This window comes from Neobacillus sp. NPDC097160 (assembly GCF_044762155.1).
GTDB lineage: Bacteria > Bacillota > Bacilli > Bacillales > Cytobacillaceae > Neobacillus.
In genome coordinates this window covers 175,259-202,016 of sequence record NZ_JBIWDU010000008.1, presented here as the reverse complement: position 1 = coordinate 202,016, position 26,758 = coordinate 175,259, and the positions used below count along the sequence as shown (strand labels likewise).

28 protein-coding genes and 3 other annotated features are annotated in these 26,758 nt (G+C 40.1%); of the genes, 24 read left to right on the top strand and 4 right to left on the bottom strand.

What is annotated here, in order from left to right:
- The first annotated feature begins 13 nt into the window (after positions 1–13).
- The 16 genes from polA to ACIQXV_RS13520 all read left to right on the top strand — a co-directional run bounded on the left by polA (position 14) and on the right by ACIQXV_RS13520 (position 15,541).
- A complete protein-coding gene (gene polA / locus ACIQXV_RS13595; protein WP_402959628.1) occupies positions 14–2,650 on the top strand; it encodes a DNA polymerase I in 2,637 nt (878 codons plus the stop codon).
- Between the two features lie 24 nt (positions 2,651–2,674).
- Positions 2,675–3,502 carry a DNA-formamidopyrimidine glycosylase gene (gene mutM, locus ACIQXV_RS13590; RefSeq protein ID WP_402959626.1) on the top strand — a complete coding sequence of 276 codons (828 nt, stop codon included), beginning with the start codon at positions 2,675–2,677 and terminating at the stop codon, positions 3,500–3,502.
- A 132-nt stretch (positions 3,503–3,634) separates the two neighbouring features.
- Positions 3,635–4,270, top strand: coding sequence for a sporulation membrane protein YtaF (gene ytaF, locus ACIQXV_RS13585; RefSeq protein ID WP_402959624.1), 636 nt, complete (start codon positions 3,635–3,637; stop codon positions 4,268–4,270).
- Between the two features lie 20 nt (positions 4,271–4,290).
- A complete protein-coding gene (gene coaE / locus ACIQXV_RS13580; RefSeq protein WP_402959622.1) occupies positions 4,291–4,896 on the top strand; it encodes a dephospho-CoA kinase in 606 nt (201 codons plus the stop codon).
- Between the two features lie 175 nt (positions 4,897–5,071).
- Positions 5,072–6,103: a glyceraldehyde-3-phosphate dehydrogenase gene (locus tag ACIQXV_RS13575; protein ID WP_402959620.1), complete on the top strand. Its 1,032-nt coding sequence runs from the start codon at positions 5,072–5,074 to the stop codon at positions 6,101–6,103.
- A 364-nt stretch (positions 6,104–6,467) separates the two neighbouring features.
- Entirely contained in the window at positions 6,468–6,842 is a 375-nt protein-coding gene (gene speD / locus ACIQXV_RS13570; protein WP_402959740.1) for an adenosylmethionine decarboxylase, read from the top strand.
- A 109-nt stretch (positions 6,843–6,951) separates the two neighbouring features.
- Positions 6,952–7,338, top strand: coding sequence for a hypothetical protein (locus ACIQXV_RS13565; protein ID WP_402959618.1), 387 nt, complete (start codon positions 6,952–6,954; stop codon positions 7,336–7,338).
- Between the two features lie 77 nt (positions 7,339–7,415).
- Positions 7,416–7,880 (top strand): transcriptional regulator NrdR, encoded by a 465-nt coding sequence (nrdR, locus tag ACIQXV_RS13560; RefSeq protein ID WP_402959616.1) that lies wholly within the window; start codon positions 7,416–7,418, stop codon positions 7,878–7,880.
- A gap of 52 nt (positions 7,881–7,932) precedes the next feature.
- Complete coding sequence (locus ACIQXV_RS13555) at positions 7,933–9,321, top strand: replication initiation and membrane attachment family protein (RefSeq protein WP_402959738.1); 1,389 nt, start codon at positions 7,933–7,935, stop codon at positions 9,319–9,321.
- A gap of 12 nt (positions 9,322–9,333) precedes the next feature.
- Positions 9,334–10,260 (top strand): primosomal protein DnaI, encoded by a 927-nt coding sequence (dnaI, locus tag ACIQXV_RS13550; RefSeq protein WP_402959615.1) that lies wholly within the window; start codon positions 9,334–9,336, stop codon positions 10,258–10,260.
- A 154-nt stretch (positions 10,261–10,414) separates the two neighbouring features.
- Entirely contained in the window at positions 10,415–11,296 is an 882-nt protein-coding gene (ytxC, locus tag ACIQXV_RS13545; protein WP_402959613.1) for a putative sporulation protein YtxC, read from the top strand.
- 87 nt (positions 11,297–11,383) lie between these two features.
- Positions 11,384–11,631: a binding site (T-box leader), on the top strand.
- Between the two features lie 126 nt (positions 11,632–11,757).
- Positions 11,758–13,692: a threonine--tRNA ligase gene (gene thrS / locus ACIQXV_RS13540; RefSeq protein WP_402959611.1), complete on the top strand. Its 1,935-nt coding sequence runs from the start codon at positions 11,758–11,760 to the stop codon at positions 13,690–13,692.
- A 160-nt stretch (positions 13,693–13,852) separates the two neighbouring features.
- Positions 13,853–13,983: a sequence feature (ribosomal protein L20 leader region), on the top strand.
- 118 nt (positions 13,984–14,101) lie between these two features.
- A complete protein-coding gene (gene infC, locus ACIQXV_RS13535) occupies positions 14,102–14,605 on the top strand; it encodes a translation initiation factor IF-3 (protein WP_007087366.1) in 504 nt (167 codons plus the stop codon).
- A 17-nt stretch (positions 14,606–14,622) separates the two neighbouring features.
- A complete protein-coding gene (rpmI, locus tag ACIQXV_RS13530) occupies positions 14,623–14,823 on the top strand; it encodes a 50S ribosomal protein L35 (RefSeq protein WP_007087365.1) in 201 nt (66 codons plus the stop codon).
- Positions 14,824–14,855: 32 nt separating this feature from the next.
- The gene (gene rplT, locus ACIQXV_RS13525) at positions 14,856–15,215 is read left to right on the top strand and encodes a 50S ribosomal protein L20 (RefSeq protein ID WP_007087364.1); all 360 of its coding nucleotides are present in this window, start codon (positions 14,856–14,858) and stop codon (positions 15,213–15,215) included.
- Positions 15,216–15,280: 65 nt separating this feature from the next.
- A complete protein-coding gene (locus ACIQXV_RS13520; protein ID WP_402959609.1) occupies positions 15,281–15,541 on the top strand; it encodes a DUF1294 domain-containing protein in 261 nt (86 codons plus the stop codon).
- An 18-nt stretch (positions 15,542–15,559) separates the two neighbouring features.
- Here ACIQXV_RS13520 and ACIQXV_RS13515 read toward each other — a convergent pair whose 3' ends face one another.
- Complete coding sequence (locus ACIQXV_RS13515) at positions 15,560–15,937, bottom strand: sigma-w pathway protein ysdB (protein ID WP_402959607.1); 378 nt, start codon at positions 15,935–15,937, stop codon at positions 15,560–15,562.
- Between the two features lie 105 nt (positions 15,938–16,042).
- Between ACIQXV_RS13515 and ACIQXV_RS13510 the strand changes: the two genes are divergently transcribed.
- Together ACIQXV_RS13510 and ACIQXV_RS13505 are read left to right on the top strand one after the other, a co-directional pair.
- Positions 16,043–16,534: a dUTP diphosphatase gene (locus tag ACIQXV_RS13510; protein WP_402959735.1), complete on the top strand. Its 492-nt coding sequence runs from the start codon at positions 16,043–16,045 to the stop codon at positions 16,532–16,534.
- Between the two features lie 71 nt (positions 16,535–16,605).
- On the top strand, positions 16,606–17,691 hold the full coding sequence (locus tag ACIQXV_RS13505; protein WP_402959605.1) for a M42 family metallopeptidase: 1,086 nt from the start codon (positions 16,606–16,608) through the stop codon (positions 17,689–17,691).
- Between the two features lie 88 nt (positions 17,692–17,779).
- On the opposite strand, the gene sspI is transcribed toward ACIQXV_RS13505, so the two are convergent.
- Entirely contained in the window at positions 17,780–17,986 is a 207-nt protein-coding gene (gene sspI / locus ACIQXV_RS13500; RefSeq protein WP_149871201.1) for a small acid-soluble spore protein SspI, read from the bottom strand.
- A gap of 113 nt (positions 17,987–18,099) precedes the next feature.
- On the opposite strand from sspI, the gene ACIQXV_RS13495 reads away from it, so the two are divergent.
- The 4 genes from ACIQXV_RS13495 (at position 18,100) to ACIQXV_RS13480 (ending at position 24,168) form a co-directional block, all read left to right on the top strand.
- Entirely contained in the window at positions 18,100–18,849 is a 750-nt protein-coding gene (locus ACIQXV_RS13495; protein WP_402959603.1) for a TrmH family RNA methyltransferase, read from the top strand.
- A 62-nt stretch (positions 18,850–18,911) separates the two neighbouring features.
- Positions 18,912–19,159: a binding site (T-box leader), on the top strand.
- A 180-nt stretch (positions 19,160–19,339) separates the two neighbouring features.
- On the top strand, positions 19,340–20,377 hold the full coding sequence (gene pheS / locus ACIQXV_RS13490) for a phenylalanine--tRNA ligase subunit alpha (RefSeq protein ID WP_402959601.1): 1,038 nt from the start codon (positions 19,340–19,342) through the stop codon (positions 20,375–20,377).
- A 144-nt stretch (positions 20,378–20,521) separates the two neighbouring features.
- Positions 20,522–22,936 (top strand): phenylalanine--tRNA ligase subunit beta, encoded by a 2,415-nt coding sequence (gene pheT, locus ACIQXV_RS13485; RefSeq protein WP_402959600.1) that lies wholly within the window; start codon positions 20,522–20,524, stop codon positions 22,934–22,936.
- 257 nt (positions 22,937–23,193) lie between these two features.
- Positions 23,194–24,168, top strand: a complete 975-nt coding sequence (locus tag ACIQXV_RS13480; RefSeq protein ID WP_402959598.1) for a nuclease-related domain-containing protein — start codon at positions 23,194–23,196, stop codon at positions 24,166–24,168.
- 255 nt (positions 24,169–24,423) lie between these two features.
- Here ACIQXV_RS13480 and ACIQXV_RS13475 read toward each other — a convergent pair whose 3' ends face one another.
- On the bottom strand, positions 24,424–24,714 hold the full coding sequence (locus ACIQXV_RS13475; protein WP_402959596.1) for a 4a-hydroxytetrahydrobiopterin dehydratase: 291 nt from the start codon (positions 24,712–24,714) through the stop codon (positions 24,424–24,426).
- A gap of 44 nt (positions 24,715–24,758) precedes the next feature.
- The gene (gene rnhC, locus ACIQXV_RS13470; RefSeq protein WP_402959595.1) at positions 24,759–25,706 is read right to left on the bottom strand and encodes a ribonuclease HIII; all 948 of its coding nucleotides are present in this window, start codon (positions 25,704–25,706) and stop codon (positions 24,759–24,761) included.
- 160 nt (positions 25,707–25,866) lie between these two features.
- Here rnhC and zapA point away from each other — a divergent pair, with 160 nt between their 5' ends.
- A complete protein-coding gene (gene zapA / locus ACIQXV_RS13465; protein ID WP_402959593.1) occupies positions 25,867–26,127 on the top strand; it encodes a cell division protein ZapA in 261 nt (86 codons plus the stop codon).
- A 5-nt stretch (positions 26,128–26,132) separates the two neighbouring features.
- Positions 26,133–26,675, top strand: coding sequence for a CvpA family protein (locus ACIQXV_RS13460; protein WP_402959591.1), 543 nt, complete (start codon positions 26,133–26,135; stop codon positions 26,673–26,675).
- Positions 26,676–26,758: the final 83 nt, after the last annotated feature.

Genomic DNA, 26,758 nt, shown 5'->3' with positions numbered 1-26,758 from the left:
ATGGTGAAAATAAATGGAAAAGAAAAAGCTTGTGCTGATTGACGGTAATAGTATTGCCTACCGTGCTTTTTTTGCACTCCCTCTGCTTAATAACGATAAAGGGATCCATACGAATGCGGTATATGGCTTTACAATGATGCTGATGAGAATACTGGAGGATGAGAAGCCAACACATTTGCTTGTTGCCTTTGATGCCGGAAAAACAACATTTCGTCATAAAACCTTTACGGAATACAAAGGCGGCAGACAAAAAACCCCGCCGGAGTTATCAGAACAATTTCCGTTCATTCGTGAATTGTTAGATGCTTATGGAATTTCCAGATACGAGCTTGAGAATTACGAGGCAGATGACATTATCGGAACCCTTTCTTTAACAGCTGAAAAGGATGGCTATGAAGTAAAAGTGATTTCCGGAGACAAAGATTTGACCCAGCTCACCTCCCCTACTACAACTGTAGGGATAACCCGGAAAGGGATTACCGATATTGAAGAGTATACCCCAGAGCACGTGGCTGAAAAATACAGCCTAACTCCAGAACAAATTATCGATATGAAGGGCTTAATGGGTGATACTTCTGATAATATTCCCGGGATTCCGGGTGTTGGGGAAAAGACTGCGATTAAACTCTTAAAAGAGTTTTCAACCTTAGAAAATCTGTTGGATTCGATTGAACAAGTAAGTGGAAACAAACTAAAGGAAAAATTAGCTGAATTTAAAAACCAAGCCTTAATGAGCAAGGAACTTGCCACAATTGAGCGGCAGGCTCCGGTAGAAGTGGATTTAGAAACAATTGCCTATGAGGGCTTTACGAGAGAAAAATTAGTAGCCATATTTAAAGAATTAGGTTTTCATTCGTTATTGGACAGACTTGGTGAAGATACATCAGTTACCGAGGCGCAAGAGCTTGAAGAGGTCGAGTATCTAATTCCAGCTGAAATAACGGATGAACTATTTGCAGATACCAATTATTTTTATGTTGAAATGCTGGATGACAATTACCACTATGCAGAGATCATTGGTTTTTCACTTGTAAATGAAAAGGGTCATTATTACTTGCCGACAGAGCAAGCATTACAATCTGCAGCCTTTAAAAAATGGGCGGAAGATGAAGGAAAAAAGAAAATCGTTTATGATGCAAAGCGGTCCGAAGTTTCCTTAAGAAGGCAGGACATCCATTTGAAAGGAACCGACTTTGATATTTTAATGGCTTCCTACATAATTAATCCATCCGAAAATATTGAAGATCTGGCAGCGATTGCGAAGAGATATGATATCTATAATATCCAATCAGATGAATCGTTTTATGGCAAAGGGGCCAAACGAAAAGTTCCAGAAGCGTCTAAGCTCGCAGAACATCTCGTTCGAAAGGGTCTAGCCATGTCTGACTTAAAGGAAAAACTGGAAGATGAATTAAGAAAAAATGAACAATATGAATTATTTACAGAGCTTGAAATGCCTTTATCGCTTATATTAGCCGATATGGAATCGTGCGGTATTAAGGTTGAGCGGGACCGTCTTCAGATGATGGGGAAAGAACTGAATGAGCGTCTCATTGAAATTGAAGAGAATATTTGTGAATTAGCCGGTGAAAAATTTAATATCAACTCTCCTAAACAGCTGGGTGCTATCTTATTTGAAAAATTGGGCCTTCACTCCTTTAAGAAAACAAAAACAGGTCATTCGACTTCAGCAGATGTGTTAGAAAAATTAGCAGACGATCACGAAATCATTGGGCATATTCTGCTTTACAGGCAACTTGGAAAGCTTCAGTCTACCTATATTGAGGGGCTGCTAAAAGTTATTGATCCCAAAACAGAAAAAGTTCATACAAGGTACCAACAAACCTTAACATCGACTGGCAGATTAAGTTCAATCGATCCGAACCTGCAAAACATCCCCATCCGCCTTGAAGAAGGCAGGAAGATCCGTCAAGCCTTTGTCCCTTCAGAAGAGGGCTGGGTGATATTTGCAGCGGATTATTCGCAAATTGAGCTGCGCGTACTTGCGGACATTGCCGGCGATGAAAAACTGATTCAGGCCTTTAAAGATGATATGGATATTCATACGAAAACAGCCATGGAGGTCTTCCACGTTGATAAAGATGAGGTAACCTCTAACATGAGACGTCATGCCAAGGCAGTAAACTTCGGAATCGTCTATGGCATAAGTGATTATGGTCTTTCCCAATCCTTGGGAATCACAAGAAAAGAGGCTGGCCAATTCATTGAGCGGTATCTTAACAGCTATCCGGGTGTAAAGGAATATATGGATGACATTATTCACTCAGCTAGAGAAAAAGGCTATGTATCAACCGTAATGCAAAGGAGAAGATATATCCCTGAGATTACAAGCCGCAATTTTAACATCAGAAGTTTTGCTGAAAGAACAGCGATGAACACGCCAATTCAGGGCAGTGCCGCTGATATTATTAAAAAAGCAATGATCGATATGGATGAAGCATTAAAGGATCAAGGGTTAAAGTCACGACTACTACTTCAGGTCCACGATGAATTGATTTTTGAAGCGCCTGAAGAGGAAGTGGAAATCCTGAAAAAATTAGTTCCAGACGTGATGGAAAACGCGCTCGAATTGAAGGTTCCGTTAAAAGTAGACTACTCCTATGGTCCAACCTGGTTTGATGCGAAATAAAACACAGCAAGGGGGACTCGGAATATGCCAGAACTTCCTGAGGTTGAAACAATACGAAGAACGTTAAAGAAATTAGTTCTTCATAAAACAATTGAAAATATATCCGTCTTTTGGCCAAAAATCATTAAAAATCCGCTAGAGGTCGAACAATTTATTGATGCCTTAAAAGGGGAAACCATTATTGATGTTGGCAGAAGAGGAAAGTTTTTAATTATTTATACAGGGGAATTCGCATTAGTGTCCCATTTAAGAATGGAAGGAAAATATGGGCTCTATCAAAAGGATGAACCATTTGATAAACATACGCATGTCCTGTTCCATTTCACAGATGGTACAGAACTAAGGTATCGGGACGTTCGAAAATTTGGAACGATGCACTTGTACAAGAAAGGCGATGAATTTCTAAAACAGCCGCTGATTGACCTTGGGCCGGAACCCTTTTCAGTGGAATTTACCGAAGAATATTTGTCGGAGAAGCTAAAAAAGACCAACAGGAAAGTCAAACCAGCTTTACTTGATCAAAAGCTCTTTGTCGGGCTGGGCAACATCTATGTTGATGAGGCACTTTTTCGAGCTGGAATACATCCGGAACGCCTAGCCAGTACCCTAAACGAAAAGGAAACGGCCGTTCTTCACCGAGAAATTGTAGCAACGTTAAGCGAAGCAGTCAAAAAGGGCGGCAGTACGATTCGCTCTTATGTTAATTCTCAAGGGGAGATCGGCATGTTTCAGCTTGAGTTATACGCCTATGGCCGGAAAGGGGAGGCATGCAAAAATTGCGGCACTCCTCTAGAGAAAACGACTGTGGGTGGCAGAGGCACACATTATTGTCCGAATTGTCAAAGGCTTTAAGCTTTGAGAATTGTCTAGCTACAGCGCCTGACCAAGGCGCTTTTCTTTTCTATTAATAACATTTGAATAACATTGGATGGGCTCCTGCCATATACTATCGTAGTGATTTTGGAGGAAGGAGTCAGAGTCTAAATGGTTCAATTGTTCTCACTTCTTGTATTAGCTTTTGCGCTCAGCCTTGACAGCTTCAGTGTCGGGTTTACCTATGGGCTCCGGCAAATGGTCATGCCGATTAAGTCAGTTCTCATTATTGCCACATGCTCGGCTGTCTCTTTAATGCTTGCCGTGTCAATTGGACATGGCCTGGAAAAGGTGCTATCGCCGAGGATTACGTCAAGCTTGGGCGGATTCATTTTAATCGCCCTCGGTGCCTGGGTATTGTTCCAATTTTTCCGGCCAGAGAAAGAAAAGGAAATATTAAAACATGAAAAGACAATTGTGAATTTTGAAATCCGCTCTTTAGGATTAGCGATTAATATCCTGAAAAAGCCAATGTCAGCTGATTTTGACCAATCAGGGACGATTACAGGGATTGAAGCGTTTATGCTGGGCTTTGCCTTATCCATAGACTCATTTGGAGCAGGGATTGGAGCAGCCATGCTTGGATTTTCGCCCATTTATTTAGCTTTAACTGTTGCGATTATGAGCTCTTTATTTGTACTATTAGGGATAAAAAGCGGAACGTTCTTTCATAAATTTGAATGGATTCAAAAGTTTACCTTTTTGCCAGGGATTTTATTAATAATAATTGGGATTTGGAAAATTTAATCCTTTGAAAGGAAACGAGCATGACATTAGTTATTGGTTTAACAGGCGGAATTGCCAGTGGAAAAAGTACAGTATCTAACATGTTTAAAGAAATGGAAATAAAAGTGGTTGATGCCGATGTTGAAGCACGCCTGGCAGTGGGAAAAGGGGAACCTGCTTACAATAAAATCATCGCTGAATTTGGCCGTGAAATTTTAATGGAGGATGGCGAAATTGACCGTCCTAAACTCGGCTCGATTATTTTCCATCAAGCAGAGAAAAGGCAGCTCTTAAATGAAATTACCCACCCGGAAGTAAGGAAAAGAATGAGGGAACAAGTAGAACAGGCAAAAAAGAACAATGAAGCAGTGGTTGTTCTCGACATCCCCTTATTGTTTGAAAGTAAACTAACGTTTATGGTGGATAAAACGATTCTTGTATTTGTGGACAATGAAACGCAGCTGCAAAGACTCATCGCAAGGAATAACCTCTCTGTAGGGGATGCTGAAGCAAGGATTCGGTCCCAGATGCCGCTTTCCGAAAAAGTAGCGCTGGCGGATGCGGTGATTGATAATAATGGATCACAAGAGAATACCATGAAACAACTCATTGAAGTTTTAAAAAAGTGGGAAATTATGATAGCCTAATTGCAAAATGAGAAGGGGGCCCTGTGCTTTCTTCTCTTTTTATGTAATTAAGTTATTAGCTGAAAAAACATTTTAAAAATCCGCCATTTATTCATCACAATTAAACCTAAATGTGTTATACTAATTACATCAAAGTGAATAATAAGTATAACGTTAATGCGGAAGGGGCCGTAAAATGAAGGCGAGAATTGCAATTAATGGTTTTGGGAGAATTGGAAGGATGGTTTTTCGAAAAGCAATCCTTGAAAATAAATTTGAGATTACAGCCATAAATGCGAGTTATCCGGCAGAAACTTTAGCCCATTTACTTAAATACGACACAAACCACGGGCCATTTCAAGGGGATGTCATTCCTTTAGATGATGAATTAATCGTGAATAGCAAAAGAATTAAACTATTAAATAAGCGTAATCCTGAGGAGCTTCCATGGAAAGAACTTGGGATTGATATTGTGATTGAGGCAACTGGAAAGTTTAATGCCAGGGAAAAAGCAGAACTACACTTAGTCGCTGGAGCGAAAAAGGTCATTTTGACAGCTCCAGGAAAAAATGAGGATATTACGATTGTAATGGGTGTTAACGAGGATATGCTTGATATTACGAAGCATGATATTATTTCCAATGCTTCATGCACAACGAACTGCCTTGCACCGGTTGCAATGGTGCTGGATAAAAAGTTTGGAATTGACAGCGGTTTAATGACTACCATTCATGCTTATACAAATGACCAAAAGAATATTGATAATCCGCATAAAGATTTACGCAGAGCTCGTGCATGTGGACAATCTATTATTCCGACCACAACAGGTGCAGCCAAAGCCTTATCGCTTGTTTTGCCGCAGTTGAAGGGGAAATTACATGGGATGTCACTTCGAGTGCCTACACCTAACGTTTCGCTTGTAGACTTGGTAGTGGATCTAAATCAAGATGTGACAGTTGATGATATTAACCATGCCTTTATTGAAGCTTCGAACGGTTCATTAAGAGGGATCGTTGATTTCACAATGGAACCATTGGTATCTGTTGATTTTAATACAAATGAACATTCTGCGATTATTGACGGTCTTTCGACAATGGTAATGGGGACAAGAAAAGTAAAGGTGTTAGCCTGGTATGATAATGAATGGGGTTATTCATCTCGTGTTGTCGATCTAGCCTTATATGTTGCGGAAGAGATCGCAAAAGCATCCAAGGTAAAGGTTAGCTAATAACAAAACTCATAAAAAAATGCTGTCAAACGACAGCATTTTTTTTTACTAGTTTGTACATTCTTGGTTTTTTTATGCATATTATAGTTTAGATTTAGCGACATGTTCGTACAAAGATACAGGAAAATGCCCGTGGAACTATGTTACAAATTATTCTTTTTAAAAAAATTATTTTGATAGGTTGCAAAAAAAATATAAACAAAGTATACTAGTCATCGTGAACTTCTTGAAATTAGGTAGCGGTTAATTACTTAAAGGGTTAGGACCTCTCTGGACTAACTTTCCCCCGTGGTAGTTACGCTGATACCGTCAATAACAGGATTTCAAGAAACCATCATAAAAGGTTAAAGGGGGAAAAATGAATATGGAAACAATGGGACGTCACGTAATCTCAGAACTTTGGGGCTGCGACTTTGAAAAATTGAATGACATGAACTTTATTGAAACAACTTTTGTTGAAGCTGCTCTTAAATCAGGTGCGGAAATCCGTGAGGTAGCATTTCATAAATTTGCTCCACAAGGTGTAAGCGGTGTTGTCATTATTTCTGAATCACACCTTACTATCCACAGCTTCCCTGAACATGGATATGCCAGCATTGATGTGTATACTTGCGGCGATTTAAACCCGAATGTAGCTGCTGACTACATTGCAGAAGCATTAAATGCTGAAACACGTGAAAATATTGAAATTCCACGTGGAATGGGTCCTGTACATGTAAAACAGGCAAAGGTGCTATAATCTTAATAAAAACAAATAGCCAAGAGGTGTACCAATCGTACACCTCTTTTTATATTTTTGCTTAAATGTTGTAAACTAATACTATAGAATAGACACTTGGAGGGTTTATATGGGCATTCTAACACGTTTTAAAAAACAAATTGAAACTTCAGATCGAAATACGGATGATTCCTTGAAAACACATTATTATAAGGCAACTTTTAATCAATTATTTCAATCTGTAGAAAAGTTATTCCATGAAGACGCGGATTGCCAGGTAACAACCGTTTCTAAAGAACATGGAGAGATTGCTGTAGAAGTCAGTAAACCAATACCGTGCTTCCTTATTGTTACCATCGTTTCGGTAAAACCGATGGAAACAGCAGTAGATTTTAATATTTCATCAGAGAAATTTTCATTGCTTGGGCTCTATCCGGGTTTAAAAAAACGGATCAATTCCTATTACGAGCGGATTGGCCAAATACATAACCTAGTCGGAATAAGAAAAAACTCGTAACACTTCTACTTGTACAAAGGGCTGCTTTTTAATAAGATAATGATAAGGATTTTGTCGGATTTGGAGCTGATTAAATAATGAAATGCCCTTCATGTCAAAACTATGGTACACGTGTGCTTGATTCCCGGCCTGTTGATGAAGGACGTGCAACACGGAGAAGACGAGAATGTGAAGAATGCGGATATCGGTTTACCACTTTTGAGAAGATTGAAGAGATTCCCTTAATAGTGGTGAAAAAAGAAGGAACGAGAGAAGAATTTAGCCGTGATAAAATACTGCGGGGCTTGATTAAGGCTTGTGAAAAGCGGCCTGTAGCCTTAAAGGAATTGGAAGATATCACCCATGGTGTCGAAAAGGATCTTCGCAGCCAGGGTATTTCTGAAATCAAGAGTGAGGCCGTTGGCGAAATGGTGATGGACAGGCTGGCACATGTTGATGAAGTCGCATATGTGAGATTCGCCTCCGTTTACCGCCAATTTAAAGATATTAATGTATTTATAGATGAATTAAAAGAATTGATCAAAAAAGAAAAATCCGAATGAGCTAAAAAATCTTTAGCTCTTTTTTCACTAACAGAGGAAAGGTTGGATGGATATGGCGCAGCATTGGCAGGAGATTCTTCCTATCGACCGGTATATTGTAGCGGCCGATGGTCTGCTTCACGAGTATGACCGTAAAGTGCTGACGTTGTTATATCAGCCTTTGATCGGGTCAACTTGTTTTAGTTTGTATATGACTCTTTGGGCGGAACTCGAGGAAAACCGGCTCTGGTCTGAATCCTCCACGCATCATTTATTGATGAACTTAATGGAAATGAATTTAAAGGATATTTATGAGGCGCGATTAAAACTTGAGGGCATTGGGTTATTAAAAACATATGTCAAAACGGATAATGGGGAACGCTCCTTTATTTACGAATTATATCCCCCGTTAAATCCTGAGCAATTCTTTTTAGACGGGATGTTAAATATTTATCTTTACCGGAAGATTGGCAAAAACCATTTTGCCCGTCTGAAACGTTTCTTTACTGACCAGCAAAAACCGGAAGAAAAAGAATATCAAAATGTGACGAGGGCTTTTCAGGATGTATTTGCTTCAGCCACACCCGGAAGTTTTCAATATCTTCAAGATGTTTCCGAAGATATTGAAGCGGCCGGGGAAAATAACCAGTTTATTGGCCGAACCGAAACAGACCCCATCCAAATTGATAGCAGCCTATTTGATTTTGATTTGTTAGAAGCAGGACTAAATGAATCGCTTGTCCCTAAAAAATCATTGACACCAAAGGTAAAGAGCGTAATAAGCAATCTTGCATTTCTTTATAATATTAATCCCATTGAAATGAAAAATTTCATATTGGGTGCGATTAATCCAAACGATGAAATTGATATTGAAGACTTAAGAAAGGGTGCCCGTGATTGGTATCAATTTGAGAATTACGATCAGCTTCCAAGCCTGATTAATCGCACCCAGCCGGCTGCACTTCAAACTCAATTAACCGAACCGAAAACACCGGAGGAAAATTTAATTCGATCATATGAAACAACCTCACCGCTTACCGTTTTTAAAGAAATCTCGGGTGGTGTAGAACCATCAGATGCCAATTTGAAAGTTTTGGAAGAAGTCATGATTAAATATAAGCTTACTCCGGGTGTGGTAAATGTTTTGATTGATTTTGTTATGAGAAAAACGAAGATGCAATTTTCAAAGAAATATGTTGATGCCGTCGCCAGCACTTGGGCGCGGCTGCAAATAAAAACGGTGAAAGAAGCGATGGAGCTCGCCAAAAATAATGAAAGTGCTCAGATCGAAAGTAAAAAGGCTGGAAAGGGAGCAAAGAAAAAGCCAATTCGGACAGAACTGATACCTGAATGGTTTGAAAGCTCGAATGCACCGGTTAAAAATCAGGCACAAGGAAACAGCTCCGAAGACGAAGCGAAAAAGCGGGCCATAGAAGAAAAATTAAAGGCTTTTAGGAAGTAGGATGTGAATCGTGTGGAAAAAATAAATAAAACATTGCAACGGCTTGCCTCGAATCCAAATTTTCAAAAACGCTACCAGGAGCAGCGCCAGGTAGTCCTGCAAAATCGGGGGATCCAAGTATTTTTATCAAAGCATGAAGATGAGATTACCCAAGAAATGATTGAAAAAAGCATGAGTAAACTATACGAGTACACGAACCAAAGCCAAGATTGCGACCGCTGTGAAAGTCTTGAAAAATGTATAAACTTTATGAAGGGATATCACCCTGAATTGGTCCTGTCACGAAACTCCATTGATGTGGTCTATAAGCGTTGCAAACGAAAAATCATGGCAGATGAAAAAAAGAAAAATGAAAAGCTAATCAAAAGCCTATATGTACCAAGAGATATACTGGATGCGACATTTGAAGACTTTGAAGGAGACTCCGGCCGGCTCGATGCAGGTGATAGAGCAGCGACTTTCTTAATGAATTATGAAGCAGGTAAAAAAGCGAAAGGTCTGTATTTATATGGAAAATTCGGTGTAGGTAAATCGTATATTTTAGGGGCAATTGCCAATGAATTAGCTAGAAAACAGATTTCATCGATGATTGTCTATGTTCCGGAATTACTAAGAGAAATGAAAAGCTCTATTGCCGATTCTACCTTAAATGAAAAAATTGAAGCGTTAAAAAAAGAGCCGATCTTAATGCTAGATGATATTGGGGCTGAGGCTGTGTCGAGCTGGACAAGGGATGAGGTACTAGGGCCGATTCTGCAGTTCCGTATGCTTGAAAGCCTGCCGACGTTTTTTACCTCCAATTTTAATTTTGGAGAACTGGAACATCATTTAACTTACAGCCAGCGGGGAGAAGAAGAGAAAATGAAAGCACGAAGAATCATGGAGAGGATTCGAACCTTGAGCGAGCCGGTGTTGGTAGATGGTCCAAATCGGAGATAATAAAGTGAAATAGATCGTGATTTTAGGATTGCCGTAAAAAATCGGCAATCTTTTTTTTGTTTAAATCCAAAATGTAGTGGTCAGCTAACTTCTATTTTGGCCAAGTCCCCCATATATATTTAGAACAGAGATTTGCTAAAAAGGGGGGATTTGGTTGGCGGAAATCATCTTCCAAAGCAAGCTGGATGCACAAAGATTTTATAACCACTTGCTGAAGGAATTACCATATCATTCAAAAAAGGAAACTATTCTTCTTTTAGAAGATCAACATATAGTGAGAATTTTAGACGGTATTATTTCTTTTGATGTTTTTGAATTGCTTAAAACTGCATTTTATGATTTTATTACGAACACAAAACGAAATGACTGGTTTAGAGAAATTTTAAAGAATCACTATTATTATGAGGATTTAGAAGAACAACAGCAAATTATGGAGATCATTTATTCTGTGATTGAAGGGCAAAGAGAAGATCTTGCTGTTTTTTTAAAAGAAACAAGTGTGGAGCTCGATATGATTAAGTCTGCAATTGATCATGTTTTTCAGGATCCTATTTCTTTTTCGTTTGACTCTTTCCTTAAATTTCGGTTGCGTCCTTATATTCAGCTGCTGGAAAGCTATGTAGAGATTGCTATTGATGAATATAAAATGGAGCAGGAGTATCAAATGTTTGTCCAGATGCTCCGTGATTTTCTGACGAATCGTGAACCGAAAATGGATATTCTCCATTTATTATTGGATGAGGAAATTACCTTTTATAATGAGCAGTTTGCCGAGATTAAAAGGGGTGAATTAACGAGGATGATTGACCGTAAATTATTAGTGAACCATCCTGTATATGTAGACTCTGCATCCATTGCGCCGCTGTTATCGCTTGCGCCAACATCTATTTTTATTTATACAAATAATCCTGACGAGCCGCTTGTAAGGACGATCAAAAATATCTTTGAAGAACGAGTAACGATCAAAACATTTGCGGCCCTCCGTGAGATGAAAAAATCAGCGGAAGTTCACGATTCTTCCGAAAATCACGCATAAAAACTATAATTATGGCAATATTTAGTTTTATGCCGCTTGCTTTTTTTACGGGAAATCATTATAATAGCGTACATAGCATTTATCATAGTAAAAGTAATGATAAGGATAACAGTATCTTTTTACGGTTTATAGAGAGGGAGAACAAGGCTGAAAGTCTCCTAACACGAAAAATATACTTACCACCTTTAAACTTCAGCAGTGAAAACTTCCTGTTTTATGGAGGCAGTAATTGTTGACGGTCTACAGCCGTTACCTGACCAAAGTCATTTTCCTTAATGTGTAATGAAAATGAAAAATTGGGTGGAACCACGTGTTAATCAAAACTCGTCCCTATTCCAGGGACGGGTTTTTTTATTTTTAAAAAAACAATGAGAAATGTCTAGCTGCAGCGCCTAGGGGCTCGGGTTCATAAGCCCCTGAGTAAGGCGCTTCCGCTTTTCTAATTCAAAGGAGGAATTAATATGTCAGACGTTGTTAAGATTTCGTTTCCTGATGGAGCAGTAAAGGAGTTTCCACGGGGAACAACAACGGAAGATATTGCCGCTTCCATAAGCCCTGGCCTAAAGAAAAAAGCCATTGCCGGCAAATGGAACGGTCAAATGTTTGATCTTCGCCGTCCGATCTTAGACGACGGTTCCATAGAAATCGTTGTACCTGATTCCAATGATGCATTGGAGGTATTGCGCCACAGTACTGCACACTTAATGGCACAAGCAGTTAAAAGGCTTTATCCAGATGTGAATCTTGGTGTAGGCCCAGTTATTGAAGGTGGATTCTATTATGACATGGATCTGGAGGAATCATTAACACCTGAAGACCTGCCAAAGATTGAAAAAGAAATGGCGAAAATCGTCAATGAAAACCTGGAAATTATCCGTAAAGAAGTAAGCAGGGATGAAGCAGTTCAGCTTTTTAAAGAAATGGATGACCCATATAAGCTTGAATTAATTGAAGCGATCCCAGATGAGGAAAGTGTAACACTCTATCAACAAGGTGAATTTGTTGACCTTTGCCGTGGCATCCATGTTCCATCAACTGGAAAGATTAAAGAATTCAAATTATTGAGCATTGCCGGCGCTTATTGGCGTGGCAATAGTGACAATAAAATGCTGCAGCGTGTGTATGGAACTGCCTTTTTTAAGAAAGAGGATTTAGCAGAGCACCTACGTTTGCTTGAAGAAGCGAAAGAGCGTGATCACCGTAAAATTGGCAAAGAATTGAGCCTTTTCACTAATTCCCAATTGGTTGGACAAGGATTACCGTTATGGCTCCCTAAAGGCGCAACTATCCGCCGTATCGTAGAGCGCTATATTGTAGATAAAGAAATTCGTCTTGGTTATGACCATGTGTATACTCCGGTGATGGGCAGTGTGGACCTTTATAAAACTTCCGGCCACTGGGATCATTATCAAGAAGACATGTTCCCGGTCATGGACATGGACAACGAGCAATTAGTTCTTCGTCCAATGAACTGCCCGCACCACATGATGGTGTATAAAAACAGCATTCACAGCTATCGTGAATTGCCGATTCGGATTGCAGAACTTGGTACGATGCACCGGTATGAAATGTCCGGAGCATTATCCGGATTACAGCGTGTGCGCGGAATGACGTTAAATGACGCCCACATTTTTGTTCGGCCAGATCAAATTAAGGACGAATTCAAGCGAGTTGTGAACCTTATTTTAGCTGTCTATAAAGATTTTAACCTTACTGATTATTCTTTCCGTCTTTCCTACCGTGACCCTCAGGATACTGAAAAGTATTTTGACGACGATGCGATGTGGGAAAAAGCACAAGGCATGCTGAAAGAAGCAATGGATGACCTTGGACTTGATTATTATGAGGCAGAAGGAGAAGCTGCTTTTTACGGTCCAAAGCTTGATGTTCAGGTGAAAACGGCCTTAGGTAAAGAGGAAACTTTATCTACTGTTCAATTAGACTTCTTACTGCCAGAGCGCTTTGATTTAAATTATGTGGGTGAGGACGGCAAACAACATCGTCCAGTCGTCATCCACCGCGGTGTCGTATCAACAATGGAACGTTTTGTAGCCTTCTTAATTGAAGAATACAAGGGAGCATTCCCAACTTGGCTTGCACCAGTTCAAGTACAAGTGATTCCTGTGTCGCCGGGCGCGCATTACGATTATGCGCGAAAAGTTCAGGAGCAGCTGCAAAACGAGGGCTTCCGTGTTGAATTGGATGGCCGTGATGAAAAAATCGGCTATAAAATCCGTGAAGCGCAAATGCAAAAAATACCATATATGCTCGTTGTTGGCGACAAAGAGGTTGAGGATCAAGCAGTCAACGTTCGCAAATACGGGGAGCAAAACTCAGAAACAAAGCCATTTGCCGAGTTTCTTGCAGCACTTAATACTGAAGTAAAACGTGGATAATTTTTTGAAAGGAGAGAGCGATCTCTCCTTCTTTAAAAAAAACTGTTGAATAATTTTTAGTTTCTTGCTACAATGAATTTCGTTGTCAAAGAAAATAGTCGTTTGACATTACGTCTTTGTTCATGGTATAGTTACTAAGGTGAAAATTGAATACGAGTTTTGGGAAAAGAAGAAGCACCCGCTTCTCACCTGATTGACGCAATTGGCAGTTGGCAGGTTTTACGTGAACTTTTTGTTTATTACTTATGTTTCGTAAAGTGTGGGTGTATTCATCCGCACTTTTTTATTTGTTAAAAACGTAAAAGTTTTTTTAATCTGTCGATTCAACATAGTGTCAGATCAGATGTTTCTAGACCCTGAAGTTGTACTCGTGATAAATCCTTGGAGGTGGCTAATTATTAGCAAAGACATGTTGTTAAATGAGGGCATTCGCGCTCGCGAAGTTCGCTTAATTGATCAAAACGGCGAGCAATTAGGAATTAAAACTAAATTTGAAGCGTTAGAAATTGCTGGAAGAGTGAATCTTGATTTGGTACTTGTAGCACCAAATGCGAAGCCTCCAGTAGCCCGAATTATGGACTATGGCAAATTTAAATTCGAGAATCAAAAGAAAGAAAAAGAAGCTCGAAAGAATCAAAAAATTATTACGACAAAAGAAGTACGTCTCAGCCCAACGATTGATGAGCATGACTTTAATACAAAGCTTCGCAATGCCATTAAGTTTTTGGAAAAAGGCGACAAGGTAAAAGCTTCAATCCGTTTCAAAGGCCGGGCGATTACCCATAAAGAAATCGGTCAACGTGTGTTAGACCGTTTTTCCGAAGCGTGCAAGGAAGTTGCAACGATTGAGTCACATCCTAAAATGGATGGACGAAGCATGTTCCTAGTTTTAGCACCAAAACAAGAGAAGTAATAAGGAGGACAATCATAATGCCTAAAATGAAAACTCACCGCGGCGCTGCAAAGCGTTTCAAGAAAACTGGTTCTGGTCAGTTAAAACGTGACCATGCTTATACAAGCCACTTATTTGCGAACAAATCAACAAAAGCTAAGCGTAAACTTCGCAAAGGAACTCTTGTTTCTAAAGGCGATTTCAAACGCATTCGTCAATTATTAACTTACATGAAGTAATCTCAGTGATCGATATATAGGAGGGAAATTACATGCCACGTGTTAAAGGCGGTACAGTTACGCGCAAGCGTCGTAAAAAAGTTTTAAAATTAGCAAAAGGTTATTACGGTTCAAAACATACATTATATAAAGTTGCTAACCAACAGGTTATGAAATCTTTAATGTATGCATTCCGCGACCGTCGCCAGAAAAAACGCGACTTCCGCAAACTTTGGATTACTCGTATCAATGCAGCAGCACGTATGAACGGTCTTTCTTACAGCCGTTTAATGCACGGCTTAAAGCTTGCTGGTATCGAAGTAAACCGCAAGATGCTTGCTGAATTAGCAGTAAGCGATGCTAACGCATTTGCTGAATTAGCAAACGTTGCAAAACAACAAAACAACAAGTAATTTAAATAACAAGCCATTCTCTAACGATGAGGATGGCTTTTTCTAATAAGAGGGGAAATTAAGATATGACAATATTGCTAGCGGGCGTTTTCATTATGAATATAGTTGGTCTTTTGATTATGGGAGAGGATAAGAAGAGGGCGAAAAAGCATGAATACAGAATTCGCGAGCGAACCTTGTGGCTTGTGGCGCTCTTTGGGGGAGCCATCGGGACGACGGCTGGTATGCAGCTATACCGCCACAAAACAAAGCATCTATCGTTTAAAATTGGTTTTCCTGTCCTTGCCGTTGTCGAATTGGTTCTTTTGATAAAGGTTTTATTGTAAAAGCCGCATTGTAAGCGGCTATTGTTGTAAGAATTCCTTCACCGGACTTTTCCAATTGATATCAGCATTTGGGTAGTGCTCAAGTATTTTTTTATCCATATAAAAAAAGTCTTCCTTGACCATCCCTTTTAGGGTGGCGGTATTTTCCGGCCAAATTGAGATGGAGACAACGTCAAAGGTATTATTAGCAGTTCCCATGTATTTTTCGCCGGCAAAGACAGCACCTTTATAGGTTAACAGGAAATTCTTTCTGACATCTTCATGATCAATAAGTAAGAATCGTTTATGTTTACGTGCCGATTCAAGCTTTCGGGAAGATTGAAAAAGTAATTTTACCCCCATGTAAAATAAAAAAATGATGATAAATAACAATACAAAGCGCAGTAACCAAATCATGGCTAAGCCCCCTACACCTATTTTTCTTTTAATACGACTTAGTAGCGAAAAGGTTTCAATCATTTCACATTTTGCTATAATTTTTCCATAAGGAGTGATGATATGATGCAACTTGAAAAACTGTTTCAGATGCAAAAAGCATTAGATACACATATTGAAGAAAAACACCAGCTGCAGAATGAGGACTTATTTGATAGAAAGGTTCTTGCTTTACTTGTTGAAATCGGTGAATTGGCGAATGAAACCCGCTGTTTTAAGTTCTGGAGCGTGAAACCATCTTCGGCCAAAGAAGTGATCTTAGAAGAGTTTGTCGACGGTGTTCATTTTATTTTGTCACTTGGAATCGAGTGTGGCTTTGAACAGAAACCAGTTGTTTTGGAAGCCCGCGATTCCCCTTTGAACGCGACGGAGCAGTTTCTCAGTGTTTATGAATGGATAACGATTTTTCAAAAGAGCAGGAGTTTGGAGGACTATAGACGAATCGTTGAATCGTATTTTCAGCTTGCTTCTCTCCTTGGGTTCAAAAACGAGGAAATAGAACAGGCATATTTTGATAAAAACGAAGTAAATTATCAAAGACAACAAAATAATTATTAGCGGAAAATTTGTGAATATTGCAGTTTTTTCTGTATAATTAAGAGTGAATATACATAAAAGGGGGCTAATGAATGGTGCAGTTGGATGCAACATTAACAATGTTAAAAGAATTAACGGATGCCAGGGGAATTCCCGGTAATGAGCGTGAAGTGCGCGAAGTGATGAAGAAATACATAGAACCATTTGCTGATGAAATGACAACCGATGGACTCGGCAGTTTAATTGCCAAAAAGATCGGGAAAGCAGGCGGCCCCAAAATTATGGTTGCCGGCCACTTAGATGAAGTTGGCTTCATGATTACCCAAATCGATGACAAAGGATTTCTGCGGTTCCAACCGGTCGGCGGCTGGTGGGGCCAGGTTATGCTCGCACAGCGCGTTACCATTGTTACGAGAAAAGGTGATGTAACAGGTATTATTGGTTCTAAACCACCGCATGTTCTGTCGGCAGAAGCCCGCAAAAAACCGGTCGAAATTAAAGACATGTTCATTGATATCGGTGCTTCAAGCCGTGAGGAAGCTTCTGAGTGGGGCGTCCGTCCCGGAGATATGGTTGTACCATATTTCGAATTTACGGTCATGAACAATGAGAAAATGCTGCTGGCGAAAGCATGGGATAACCGGATTGGCTGTGCGATTGCGATTGATGTATTAAAGCTATTAAAAGATGTTGAACATCCTAACGAGGTATACGGTGTTGGGGCGGTTCAAGAAGAAGTTGGATTGCGCGGCGCAAAGACTGCAACTTACAAAATCCAGCCGGATATCGGTTTTGCTGTTGATGTTGGTATTGCCGGTGACACACCTGGGATATCTGAAAAAGAAGCGCTGAGTAAAATGGGCAAAGGACCTCAGGTTGTTGTCTACGACGCCTCAATGGTAGCTCATAAAGGTTTGCGCGATTTGGTTACCGATACAGCGGATGAGCTGAATATCCCTTATCAATTCGAATCAATCCCTGGCGGCGGAACCGATGCAGGTTCAATCCATTTAACACATAATGGTGTCCCTGCACTAGCGATTACGATTGCTACACGTTATATCCATTCACATGCAGCGATGCTTCATCGTGACGATTACGAAAACGCGGTTAAATTGATTGTCGAAGTTATCAAGCGACTGGACCGCGAGACCGTTGATAAAATTACATTTGAATAGAAGTGTTAGAATCCCTGGCTGTCGATTTCTGGCCGGGGGTTTTTTAAATTAAAAAAGCTGCCGGGGTGAATGGCAGCTTAGGAGGAATTTACTTAAGTCCGCTTTCAAGGACTGTAAGCATTTCCTTTTTCTCTTCTTCAGATGAATTTTTCCAAATGATTTCAAATAAGACACCAAGTCCGGGGAGCATCTTTTCTTCCCCATTTTGAATAGCATCGACAATCGTATCTTCTAATTGATCCTGCGTGTTGCCGGAAACATTGTGAATAATGGCATTTCTTAGGTTTAGGTTCATATCTAAACACTCCTTTTTATCCTGTATTTCTTTAATATGTTTTCTATTTTTGGTTTAATTATGTATTTTTGTTATGATTATATTAGATGAGAATTTTTAAAGGGGAGCATGTTTTGAAACATATTGAATCTGTCAATAATCCTAAGGTAAAACAATGGAAAAAACTATTAACAAAAAAAGAGCGGGATAAGTCGGGAACATTTTTAATTGAAGGCTTTCATTTAGTCGAAGAGGCTATCAAGCAGGGTGAACAAATTTTGGAAATTATCGTGACTGAAAAAGTAGGCTTGCCGCCACGCTGGGACACTAAGGGTACGGCAGTCACTCTTGTGACAGAAGAGATTTCGAATTTATTATCCGAAACCGAGTCGCCACAAGGAATTTATGCCGTTTGCAGCCAAGAAAAACCGGAAGTTCGAGATGCTAAAACTTACCTGCTGATCGATGCTGTCCAGGATCCGGGTAATCTTGGAACGATGATTCGCACCGCGGACGCAGCAGGGATTGACGCCATCGTCGTCGGCCGCGGCAGCGTGGATCTTTTTAACTCAAAGGTGCTAAGATCGGCCCAGGGAAGTCATTTTCACCTTCCTATCATTATGGGTGACCTGCATGAATGGATAGACAAACTTCAAGAGGCACATATCCCAGTTTACGGAACAGCTTTAGAAGGGGCATCTCCATACACTGAGGTTTCAGGTGGTGACACTTTTGCACTGATTGTTGGGAACGAGGGTAACGGGGTTGGAAAAGATATTCTTTCAAGCACCAATGCCAATCTTTATATTCCGATATATGGCAAAAGCGAGTCGCTAAATGTCGCGGTTGCGACCGGGATTCTGCTTTATTATTTGAAAAAATAGGCGCAAATTGATTTGACCATTTGCTGAAAATTATTATATAATAATGAACAATATTGATAATAACAAAAACGATGATGGAGAAAAGTATCTTGTCATTGACCATTTAGGGAGAAAGTGCCGCGACTGAAAGTACTTTTATGGTTCAAGACTTGAGAAGTTCACCTCCTGAGTTGGCATCGGGACCATTTCCTTTTATAGAAATGTAAAGATGCACCGGCAGATGCCGTTATCCGAATGAAGCGAACACAATATCTTCATACATATCGTGTTTACAAGGGTGGTACCGCGAATAACAAACCTCGTCCCTTTCCAGGGATGGGGTTTTTTTGTTTTTCGTAGTAGAAATGGTGCCTGTCACCCTTTCTACTACCGTTGTGTTAGTAATGGTGATGTCGCTAAGTTTGGAGGAAATAATCAAAAAATCCGCGGAATCCCACCTATTCCAACCGCTCACCCAATTATATCGATTAAAAATAAGGAGGATTTAGACATGCAAGAACGTTTAAAGGAATTGCAGGAAGAAGCTATTCAAAAGATTGAACAGTCTGCAAGCTTGAAAGAATTAAATGACATTCGCGTTGCGTATTTAGGTAAAAAAGGACCAATCACTGAAGTACTTCGCGGGATGGGCAAGCTGTCTGCTGAAGAGCGGCCAGTCATGGGAGCACTCGCAAATGAAGTCCGTGAAGCGATTGCGGTAAAAATCGAGGCGAAACAAAAGGGATTGGAAGAGGCGGCTGTCCTTGAAAAGTTAGCTTCTGAAAGCATTGACGTGACCCTGCCAGGTCGCCCGGTTAAGCTAGGAAATCACCATCCATTAACAAGAATTATCGAAGAAATTGAAGATTTATTTATTGGGATGGGATATCAAGTAGCTGAAGGCCCAGAAGTTGAGCAGGATTACTATAACTTCGAAGCGCTAAATTTACCGAAAGGACATCCGGCTCGCGACATGCAGGATTCTTTTTACATCACAGACGAAATCCTCATGCGAACACACACTTCACCAGTTCAAGCGCGGACCATGGAGAAGCATCAAGGCAAGGGCCCAATCAAAATTATTTGCCCAGGTAAAGTGTACCGCCGTGATAATGATGACGCGACGCATTCACATCAATTCATGCAAATCGAAGGCCTTGTGGTCGGCGAGAATATCCGCATGAGCGATCTCAAAGGAACGTTAGAGGTTTTTGCGAAAAAGATGTTTGGCGAGGACCGCGAAATCCGCTTAAGACCAAGCTTCTTCCCATTCACAGAACCATCTGTTGAAATGGATATTTCTTGTAAAATTTGTGGCGGCTCTGGCTGCAGTGTTTGTAAGCAAACAGGGTGGATTGAAATTCTTGGTGCCGGTATGGTTCATCCAAACGTCCTTGAGATGGCTGGATATGATTCTAAAAAATACACTGGATTCGCCTTCGGTATGGGTCCGGAACGGATTGCAATGTTAAAATACGGTGTCGATGATATCAGACACTTCTATACAAATGATGTTCGATTTTTAAAGCAGTTTTCAAAACACGAGTAAGACTAAATGCTGAAGCGCCTTGGTCAGGGGTGACAAGCATAAGACGAGCCGGCAGAAAGGTTGTTCTTTAACCTTTATGTCGGATTGGCTTATGACCTCGAGCCCCTAGGCGCTGAAGCTGGATAATAAAAGGAGGATGACGACATGTTCGTTTCATATAAATGGCTCCAAGATTACATTGATTTAACTGGAGTAACAGCTGACGAATTAGCTGAAAAAATCACCAAAAGTGGTATCGAAGTTGAAGGAGTGGAAGTATTAAACGAAGGTATTAAAGGCGTTGTTGTCGGTCACGTACTTGAACGTGAACAGCATCCAAATGCCGATAAATTAAGCAAATGTCTTGTCGATGTTGGTGAAGATCAGCCTGTGCAAATCATTTGTGGGGCTCCGAATGTGGCACAAGGACAAAAGGTTGCCGTGGCTAAAACGGGTGCCGTTTTACCGGGCAATTTTAAAATTAAACGGGCGAAGCTTCGCGGGGAAGAATCAAACGGAATGATTTGTTCCCTTACTGAATTAGGTATGGAAGGAAAGGTCGTTCCAAAAGAATATTCTGAAGGGATCTTTGTTTTTCCAGCGGATGCAGAGGTAGGCGTTGATGCACTTGCATTGTTAAATCGGGACGATGAGGTCCTTGAGCTTAGTTTAACGCCAAACCGTGCTGATTGCTTGAGCATGCTTGGTGTTGCCTATGAAGTGGCAGCAATTCTGGGCAGAGAGGTTAAGCTTCCAGAAACAAGCCTGGAGCCATCAGCCGAAAAAGCATCTGAATATGTAAAGATTGTCGTAGATGCGAAAGAGGATAACCCATTATACGTGGCAAAGATGATCAAAAATGTAAAAATTGGTCCATCACCGCTATGGATGCAGACGCGATTAATGTCAGCCGGTATCCGTCCGCACAATAACGTTGTCGATATTACAAACTATATTTTATTAGAATACGGTCAGCCGCTCCATGCGTTTGATTACGACCGCTTAGGATCAAAAGAAATCGTTGTTCGCCGTGCGGCAGATGGCGAAAAATTTGTAACACTTGATGATGTGGAACGGACCTTAACATCTGACCATCTTGTCATTACAAATGGTACAGAGCCAGTTGCACTTGCAGGTGTAATGGGTGGAGCAAACTCAGAGGTAACTTCAGATACAACAACCGTTTTATTGGAGGCTGCTTATTTTACCGGGGGAACTGTCAGAAAAGCATCAAAAGACCACGGCTTAAGAAGCGAAGCGAGTGCTCGATTTGAAAAAGGTGTGGATCCAAACCGTGTTCGACCGGCAGGCGAGCGTGCGGCATACTTAATGGCGAAGTACGCTGGAGGTGAAGTATTAGAAGGTGCTGCGGAGGCTGATACCCTTACAGTTGAACCGGCAGTTGTTTCAATTTCTCTTGAAAAAATAAATCGGGTCCTTGGTACTGAACTGCAGATGAACGATGTAAAAGAAATCTTCGACCGCCTGCAATTTGCTGTAAGCATCGAAGGAGATGTGATTACGGTCACTGCCCCGACGCGCCGCGGTGATATCAGAATCGAGGAAGATTTAGTGGAAGAGGTTGCCCGACTTTATGGGTATGACAATATTCCGAGAACATTGCCGATTGGTTCCACCACGCCTGGTAAATTGTCCGAGTATCAGAAGAAACGTCGCGAAGTTCGTCAGTACCTTGAGGGTGCAGGATTATACCAAGCTGTAACTTACTCTTTAACAAGTGAAGAAAAAGCAGCACAATTTGCTTTAGAAAAACGTGACACGATTCGTCTTGCAATGCCAATGAGTGAGGAGCGCAGTATCCTTCGCCTTAGCATATTGCCGCAACTTTTAGAAGTAGTAAAATACAATAGTGCTCGTCAAAACGATAGTTTAGCCGTGTATGAAACTGGTGCCGTATTCTTAGCAAATGGTGCGGGCGTGCTTCCGGAAGAAAAAGAACATGTAGCTGGTGCGGTAACTGGCTTATGGCATAACCATTCTTGGCAGGGCGAAAAGAAGCCAGTCGATTTCTTCGTAGTGAAGGGGATTTTAGAAGGAATGTTTGCCAAGCTAGGTCTAGCAGATCGCGTTGAATATGTTCAGGCACAAGCAGACGGCATGCATCCTGGCCGTACCGCAGAAATCCGCTTGAATGGTAACAAAATCGGCTTCGTTGGCCAAGTCCACCCAAGCGTCCAAAAAGAACTTGATTTAAAAGACACCTATGTATTCGAACTATCATTAAAAGCAGTACTAGAAGCAGACACACCAGCATTACAATACGAAGCCATCCCACGCTTCCCATCCATCACAAGAGACATTGCCCTTGTGGTAAACAGAGAAACGGTGTCAGGCACCATGAAAAACATTATCATTGAAGCCGGTTCGCCGCTTCTGAAGGAAGCTGAAGTGTTTGACTTATATGAGGGAGACAAGATGGAGGCAGGTATGAAGTCGATTGCTTTCGCTCTTAAATATGCTGACCCTGAACGTACTTTGACGGATGAAGAGGTTACGAAGGTTCACGAGCGTGTGCTTGAAGCCTTGAAGGAAAAGGCTAGCGCAGTGCTGAGAGGTTAATTTTATAGAGGCTGGCTCGAAATTTTTCGGGCTGGCTTTTTCTTTTTATTGGGTAAAATTTAGATTCGCCGATATAATGTAAAATTCGCCGATATATGGTCCAAATTCGCTGATATATTTCTAGATTCGCCGATATATCACTCAAAAGCGCTGATAAAATGAAATAGACAAAAAACGTTAACAAATTTCGCTAAAATTCGGCAGGAGTCTCGGCGGGTTATAAGAACTTTTATATTAAAATGAAAGGAGTGATAGTTTTGGTAATAAAAGAAAGGACAATTCCGTTAGTTCTTCTGATTTTGGAGGCATTATGCAGGCGTCTCCCACTGAATTACCCCAAATACCAGCAAATAATAGAGGAACTGGGCCGGAGACGTGCTGGTTACCAAGGAGAAGTGGCTCTTGATTATTATTTACGTCTCCTCCCAATTGATAAATATCTGATCCTTCATGACTTAAATCTTCCTGATGGTGACTACAACTGCCAAATTGATACCCTTCTCCTCACACCAGAATTCGCCCTTATTATTGAAGTGAAAAATATGGCCGGTAAATTGATATTTGATACCGATAATGAACAGTTTATTCAAATAAACAATGAAAAGGAAAAGGGGTATTCAAATCCAATCTCTCAAGCTGAAAGACATCAAGAATACATAAAGCAACTATTGGCTGAACATAAATTTCCACCAGTTCCTGTTGATTATTTAGTAGTTATCAGCAATAATTATACCTCATATGTCATCACCGGAAAGAACGCCCATAAAGTGAAACCACGAGTATGTAAATCAGATGCATTTATAAACAAGATTCAGTTTTTTGAAAAAATGTATTTAAATCCGCTTCTAAACACAAAAGATCTCCGAAAATTAAGCCGTCTTCTAGTAAAAAAGAATACAATTCCAACAACCTATATATTAAATAAATATGGTATCAAAAAGAAAGATATCAAAACTGGCGTATTTGGTCCCTACTGCAATCATGCTCCACTTATTCGTAAAAAACAAAAATGGTTTTGCACGTCATGCGATCAATTTTCAAAGGATGCCCATATCGATGCTTTGAAAGATTATTTTTTACTTATTGATTCAAAAATAACAAATAAGCAGTTTCGAGAGTTTTGTCATTTGAAATCAATTGATACAGCTAAAAGATTACTGCTTTATATAAATCTAAGCTATTCAGGAACAAATAAAGGGAGAGTTTATTTTCCGAAGACTTTTCCATGGTGAAAATTTCGATTCGCTGATAAATTTTAATATTCGCTGATAAAATGGAAAATTCGCTGATATATGGTCCAAATTCGCTGATATAACTCAAAAAGTCGCTGATATAATTAGTTTGTGACATTTTGACAGGAATAGTGCACCAATTTTTGTGTGAATAAAGCACAAAAATCTTATTTTAAAGATTTTTAACAAAAACTTCTCAAAAAACAACAAAAAAGGTTGCCACTCCGTTAAAAACCGGAGGGCAGCCTCTTTCAATTACATTTTCCCATAAATTTCATCATATTTCTTCGCCAAGTCAACGTCCAAATCGGTTAATCCTCCGGCGTTCCAGGAGGTGAGCCGTAGTGTAACTAATTTATAGTCAATTGCCATAAACGGATGATGATTTTTTTCCTCAGACAGCTGGGCGATTTCGTTTACGAACGCTACCCCTTTTAAAAATTCCTGAAAGCGATACTTTTTCACTATAAATTTTCCGTCCAGTTTCCAGCCGGGTAATTCCGCAAGTGCTTGATCAATTTCTGTTAAACTAAGTCTTTTCGCCATTAAAAAACCTCCTCCAAACCACGATTACATCCTATTTATATTCTTTAACGCTGTTTTTTATTTACAAGGGCGATCGCTTTTTCGGTATTGGCAAAGTGAAGCTTAACAAAGGAAGGCAGAATGTCACGGCCTTTACTCAAAATTAACTTTGCTGCAGCTACATCAACTTGTGCCCCGGCGCCTTTTGGAATCTTAAAGCCTGCTGCTTCGCTAAGCTTATCGATGTATTGAATAAAGGCATAACGAGCGAGAATACTGGCAGCGGCGACTGCAAGATGAATACCTTCCGCCTTTGTACTAAAATAAACAGTTTCTTTGGCAACTGCTTTTTGTTCTTTTAAATGCTGAAAATACGTACTTGGCTGGACAAATTGGTCAATTAGGATTGCCTCAGGCTTAACAGGCGCAATTTTATCCAATACATTTAAAATTGCTTGATTATGAAGGATGGCCTTCATTTTCCCTTGGGACATTCCCGATCGCTGTACCTGATTATATTTATCATTTTTCAGCGTCATCAGGCTAAACGGAACAACATCCTTGATGACCTTGGCAATCGCAATGATTTTTTCATCATTTAAATCCTTTGAATCGCGGACACCTAATTCCCTCAATAAAGGTATATCTTCTTTCCTTACATATGCAGCTACAACGGTAATCGGCCCGAAAAAGTCACCAGTGCCCACTTCATCTGAACCGATAGCAGACATTTCCCCAATACCGGCAGGGACATCGCCTTTCGCACTTGATTTCGCAGCACCGGGGGTTGTTTTTTTAGAAGGTGCACTGGCATTGCCCCACTTACCGGCCTCCTTCTCACAATCATTCCCCTGAAATAGGACCTTCCCCGATTTATAAGCCGTGATCATACAAGCTGAAGTTTTCGCGGCAAACACACTTCCAGGTATGTTTTTCTCTAAAAGTTGCTTTCCGTAATAGTTTTTCATTTCGCTAATCTTTGACATTTCCAAATTAAGTACCACATTTCCCAATGTAAAAACACCACATTTCTATTATAAATATAGTAATATCACACAAACTTTGATACCTTTCTAGCACCGGCGCTTCTTCTTTTATAATTTGTTTGACTTTTCGATTTCTAGTACTTCGTGTTATAGTATAGAGTAGGATTCTTGATTGGAGGCATTAGCGTTGTCAAATACACAAAAACATCGAACAACAGTTGATATATACGGACAGCAATACGTCATAATGGGTACGGAAAGTCCAAGTCATATTCGGCTTGTGGCATCGTTAGTTGACGACAAAATGCGTGAAATACATTCTAAGAATCCAGGTCTGGACGTGAATAAACTTGCTGTATTAACAGCGGTAAATGCAGTCAATGATTATATAAAAATAAAAGATCAATTGGAGCGGCTGCAATCTGAACTACAAAAAGAAAAGGACTAAAGATCATGTTAGATTTAGCAATTATCATTTTTTTAATTATAGGATTCTTTGTCGGCCTTAAAAGGGGCTTTATCCTTCAGCTCGTTCATTTAACAGGTTTTATTATTGCATATATTGCTGCCACTTCATACTACGAAGAGCTGGCACCCAAGCTGACGCTATGGATTCCTTATCCAAACTTTGGTGAAGGCACGACATTAAAAATTTTAACGGACTCAAGCGATATTGAAACGGCATTCTACCGTGCCATTTCCTTCGTGATCATCTTTTTTGCCGTAAAAATCTTATTCCAAATCATTGGATCAATGCTTGACTTTGTTGCCCATCTGCCGGTTTTAAAGCAGTTAAATGTTTTGGCAGGCGGAATCCTTGGTTTCTGCGAAGTCTATTTAATTATTTTTATTTTATTATACATAGGCGCCTTAATACCAATAGAACTTATCCAAAATCTTTTGGATCACTCCGTTTTGGCGAAAGCAATTGTGAATCACACGCCTATCCTTTCACAGCAAATCAAAAGCTTGTGGATTGAATATACAGCTGCTTGAACTTCTCTGTAGCAGAGAAGTTTTTCTTTTCTCGCCTTAAAATAAGGTAAAATGAAGATGCTAAACTAGAGGGCAGGTGGATG

Excerpts from the sequence above, each read along its gene's own strand:
- polA (WP_402959628.1), top strand. The coding sequence starts at position 14 with ATGGAAAAGAAAAAGCTTGTGCTGATTGACGGTAATAGTATTGCCTAC.
- mutM (WP_402959626.1), top strand. The coding sequence starts at position 2,675 with ATGCCAGAACTTCCTGAGGTTGAAACAATACGAAGAACGTTAAAGAAA.
- ytaF (WP_402959624.1), top strand. The coding sequence starts at position 3,635 with ATGGTTCAATTGTTCTCACTTCTTGTATTAGCTTTTGCGCTCAGCCTT.
- coaE (WP_402959622.1), top strand. The coding sequence starts at position 4,291 with ATGACATTAGTTATTGGTTTAACAGGCGGAATTGCCAGTGGAAAAAGT.
- ACIQXV_RS13575 (WP_402959620.1), top strand. The coding sequence starts at position 5,072 with ATGAAGGCGAGAATTGCAATTAATGGTTTTGGGAGAATTGGAAGGATG.
- speD (WP_402959740.1), top strand. The coding sequence starts at position 6,468 with ATGGAAACAATGGGACGTCACGTAATCTCAGAACTTTGGGGCTGCGAC.
- ACIQXV_RS13565 (WP_402959618.1), top strand. The coding sequence starts at position 6,952 with ATGGGCATTCTAACACGTTTTAAAAAACAAATTGAAACTTCAGATCGA.
- nrdR (WP_402959616.1), top strand. The coding sequence starts at position 7,416 with ATGAAATGCCCTTCATGTCAAAACTATGGTACACGTGTGCTTGATTCC.
- ACIQXV_RS13555 (WP_402959738.1), top strand. The coding sequence starts at position 7,933 with ATGGCGCAGCATTGGCAGGAGATTCTTCCTATCGACCGGTATATTGTA.
- thrS (WP_402959611.1), top strand. The coding sequence starts at position 11,758 with ATGTCAGACGTTGTTAAGATTTCGTTTCCTGATGGAGCAGTAAAGGAG.
- infC (WP_007087366.1), top strand. The coding sequence starts at position 14,102 with ATGTTGTTAAATGAGGGCATTCGCGCTCGCGAAGTTCGCTTAATTGAT.
- rpmI (WP_007087365.1), top strand. The coding sequence starts at position 14,623 with ATGCCTAAAATGAAAACTCACCGCGGCGCTGCAAAGCGTTTCAAGAAA.
- rplT (WP_007087364.1), top strand. The coding sequence starts at position 14,856 with ATGCCACGTGTTAAAGGCGGTACAGTTACGCGCAAGCGTCGTAAAAAA.
- ACIQXV_RS13520 (WP_402959609.1), top strand. The coding sequence starts at position 15,281 with ATGACAATATTGCTAGCGGGCGTTTTCATTATGAATATAGTTGGTCTT.
- ACIQXV_RS13515 (WP_402959607.1), bottom strand. The coding sequence starts at position 15,937 with ATGATTTGGTTACTGCGCTTTGTATTGTTATTTATCATCATTTTTTTA.
- ACIQXV_RS13510 (WP_402959735.1), top strand. The coding sequence starts at position 16,043 with ATGCAACTTGAAAAACTGTTTCAGATGCAAAAAGCATTAGATACACAT.
- ACIQXV_RS13505 (WP_402959605.1), top strand. The coding sequence starts at position 16,606 with ATGGTGCAGTTGGATGCAACATTAACAATGTTAAAAGAATTAACGGAT.
- sspI (WP_149871201.1), bottom strand. The coding sequence starts at position 17,986 with ATGAACCTAAACCTAAGAAATGCCATTATTCACAATGTTTCCGGCAAC.
- pheS (WP_402959601.1), top strand. The coding sequence starts at position 19,340 with ATGCAAGAACGTTTAAAGGAATTGCAGGAAGAAGCTATTCAAAAGATT.
- pheT (WP_402959600.1), top strand. The coding sequence starts at position 20,522 with ATGTTCGTTTCATATAAATGGCTCCAAGATTACATTGATTTAACTGGA.
- ACIQXV_RS13475 (WP_402959596.1), bottom strand. The coding sequence starts at position 24,714 with ATGGCGAAAAGACTTAGTTTAACAGAAATTGATCAAGCACTTGCGGAA.
- ACIQXV_RS13460 (WP_402959591.1), top strand. The coding sequence starts at position 26,133 with ATGTTAGATTTAGCAATTATCATTTTTTTAATTATAGGATTCTTTGTC.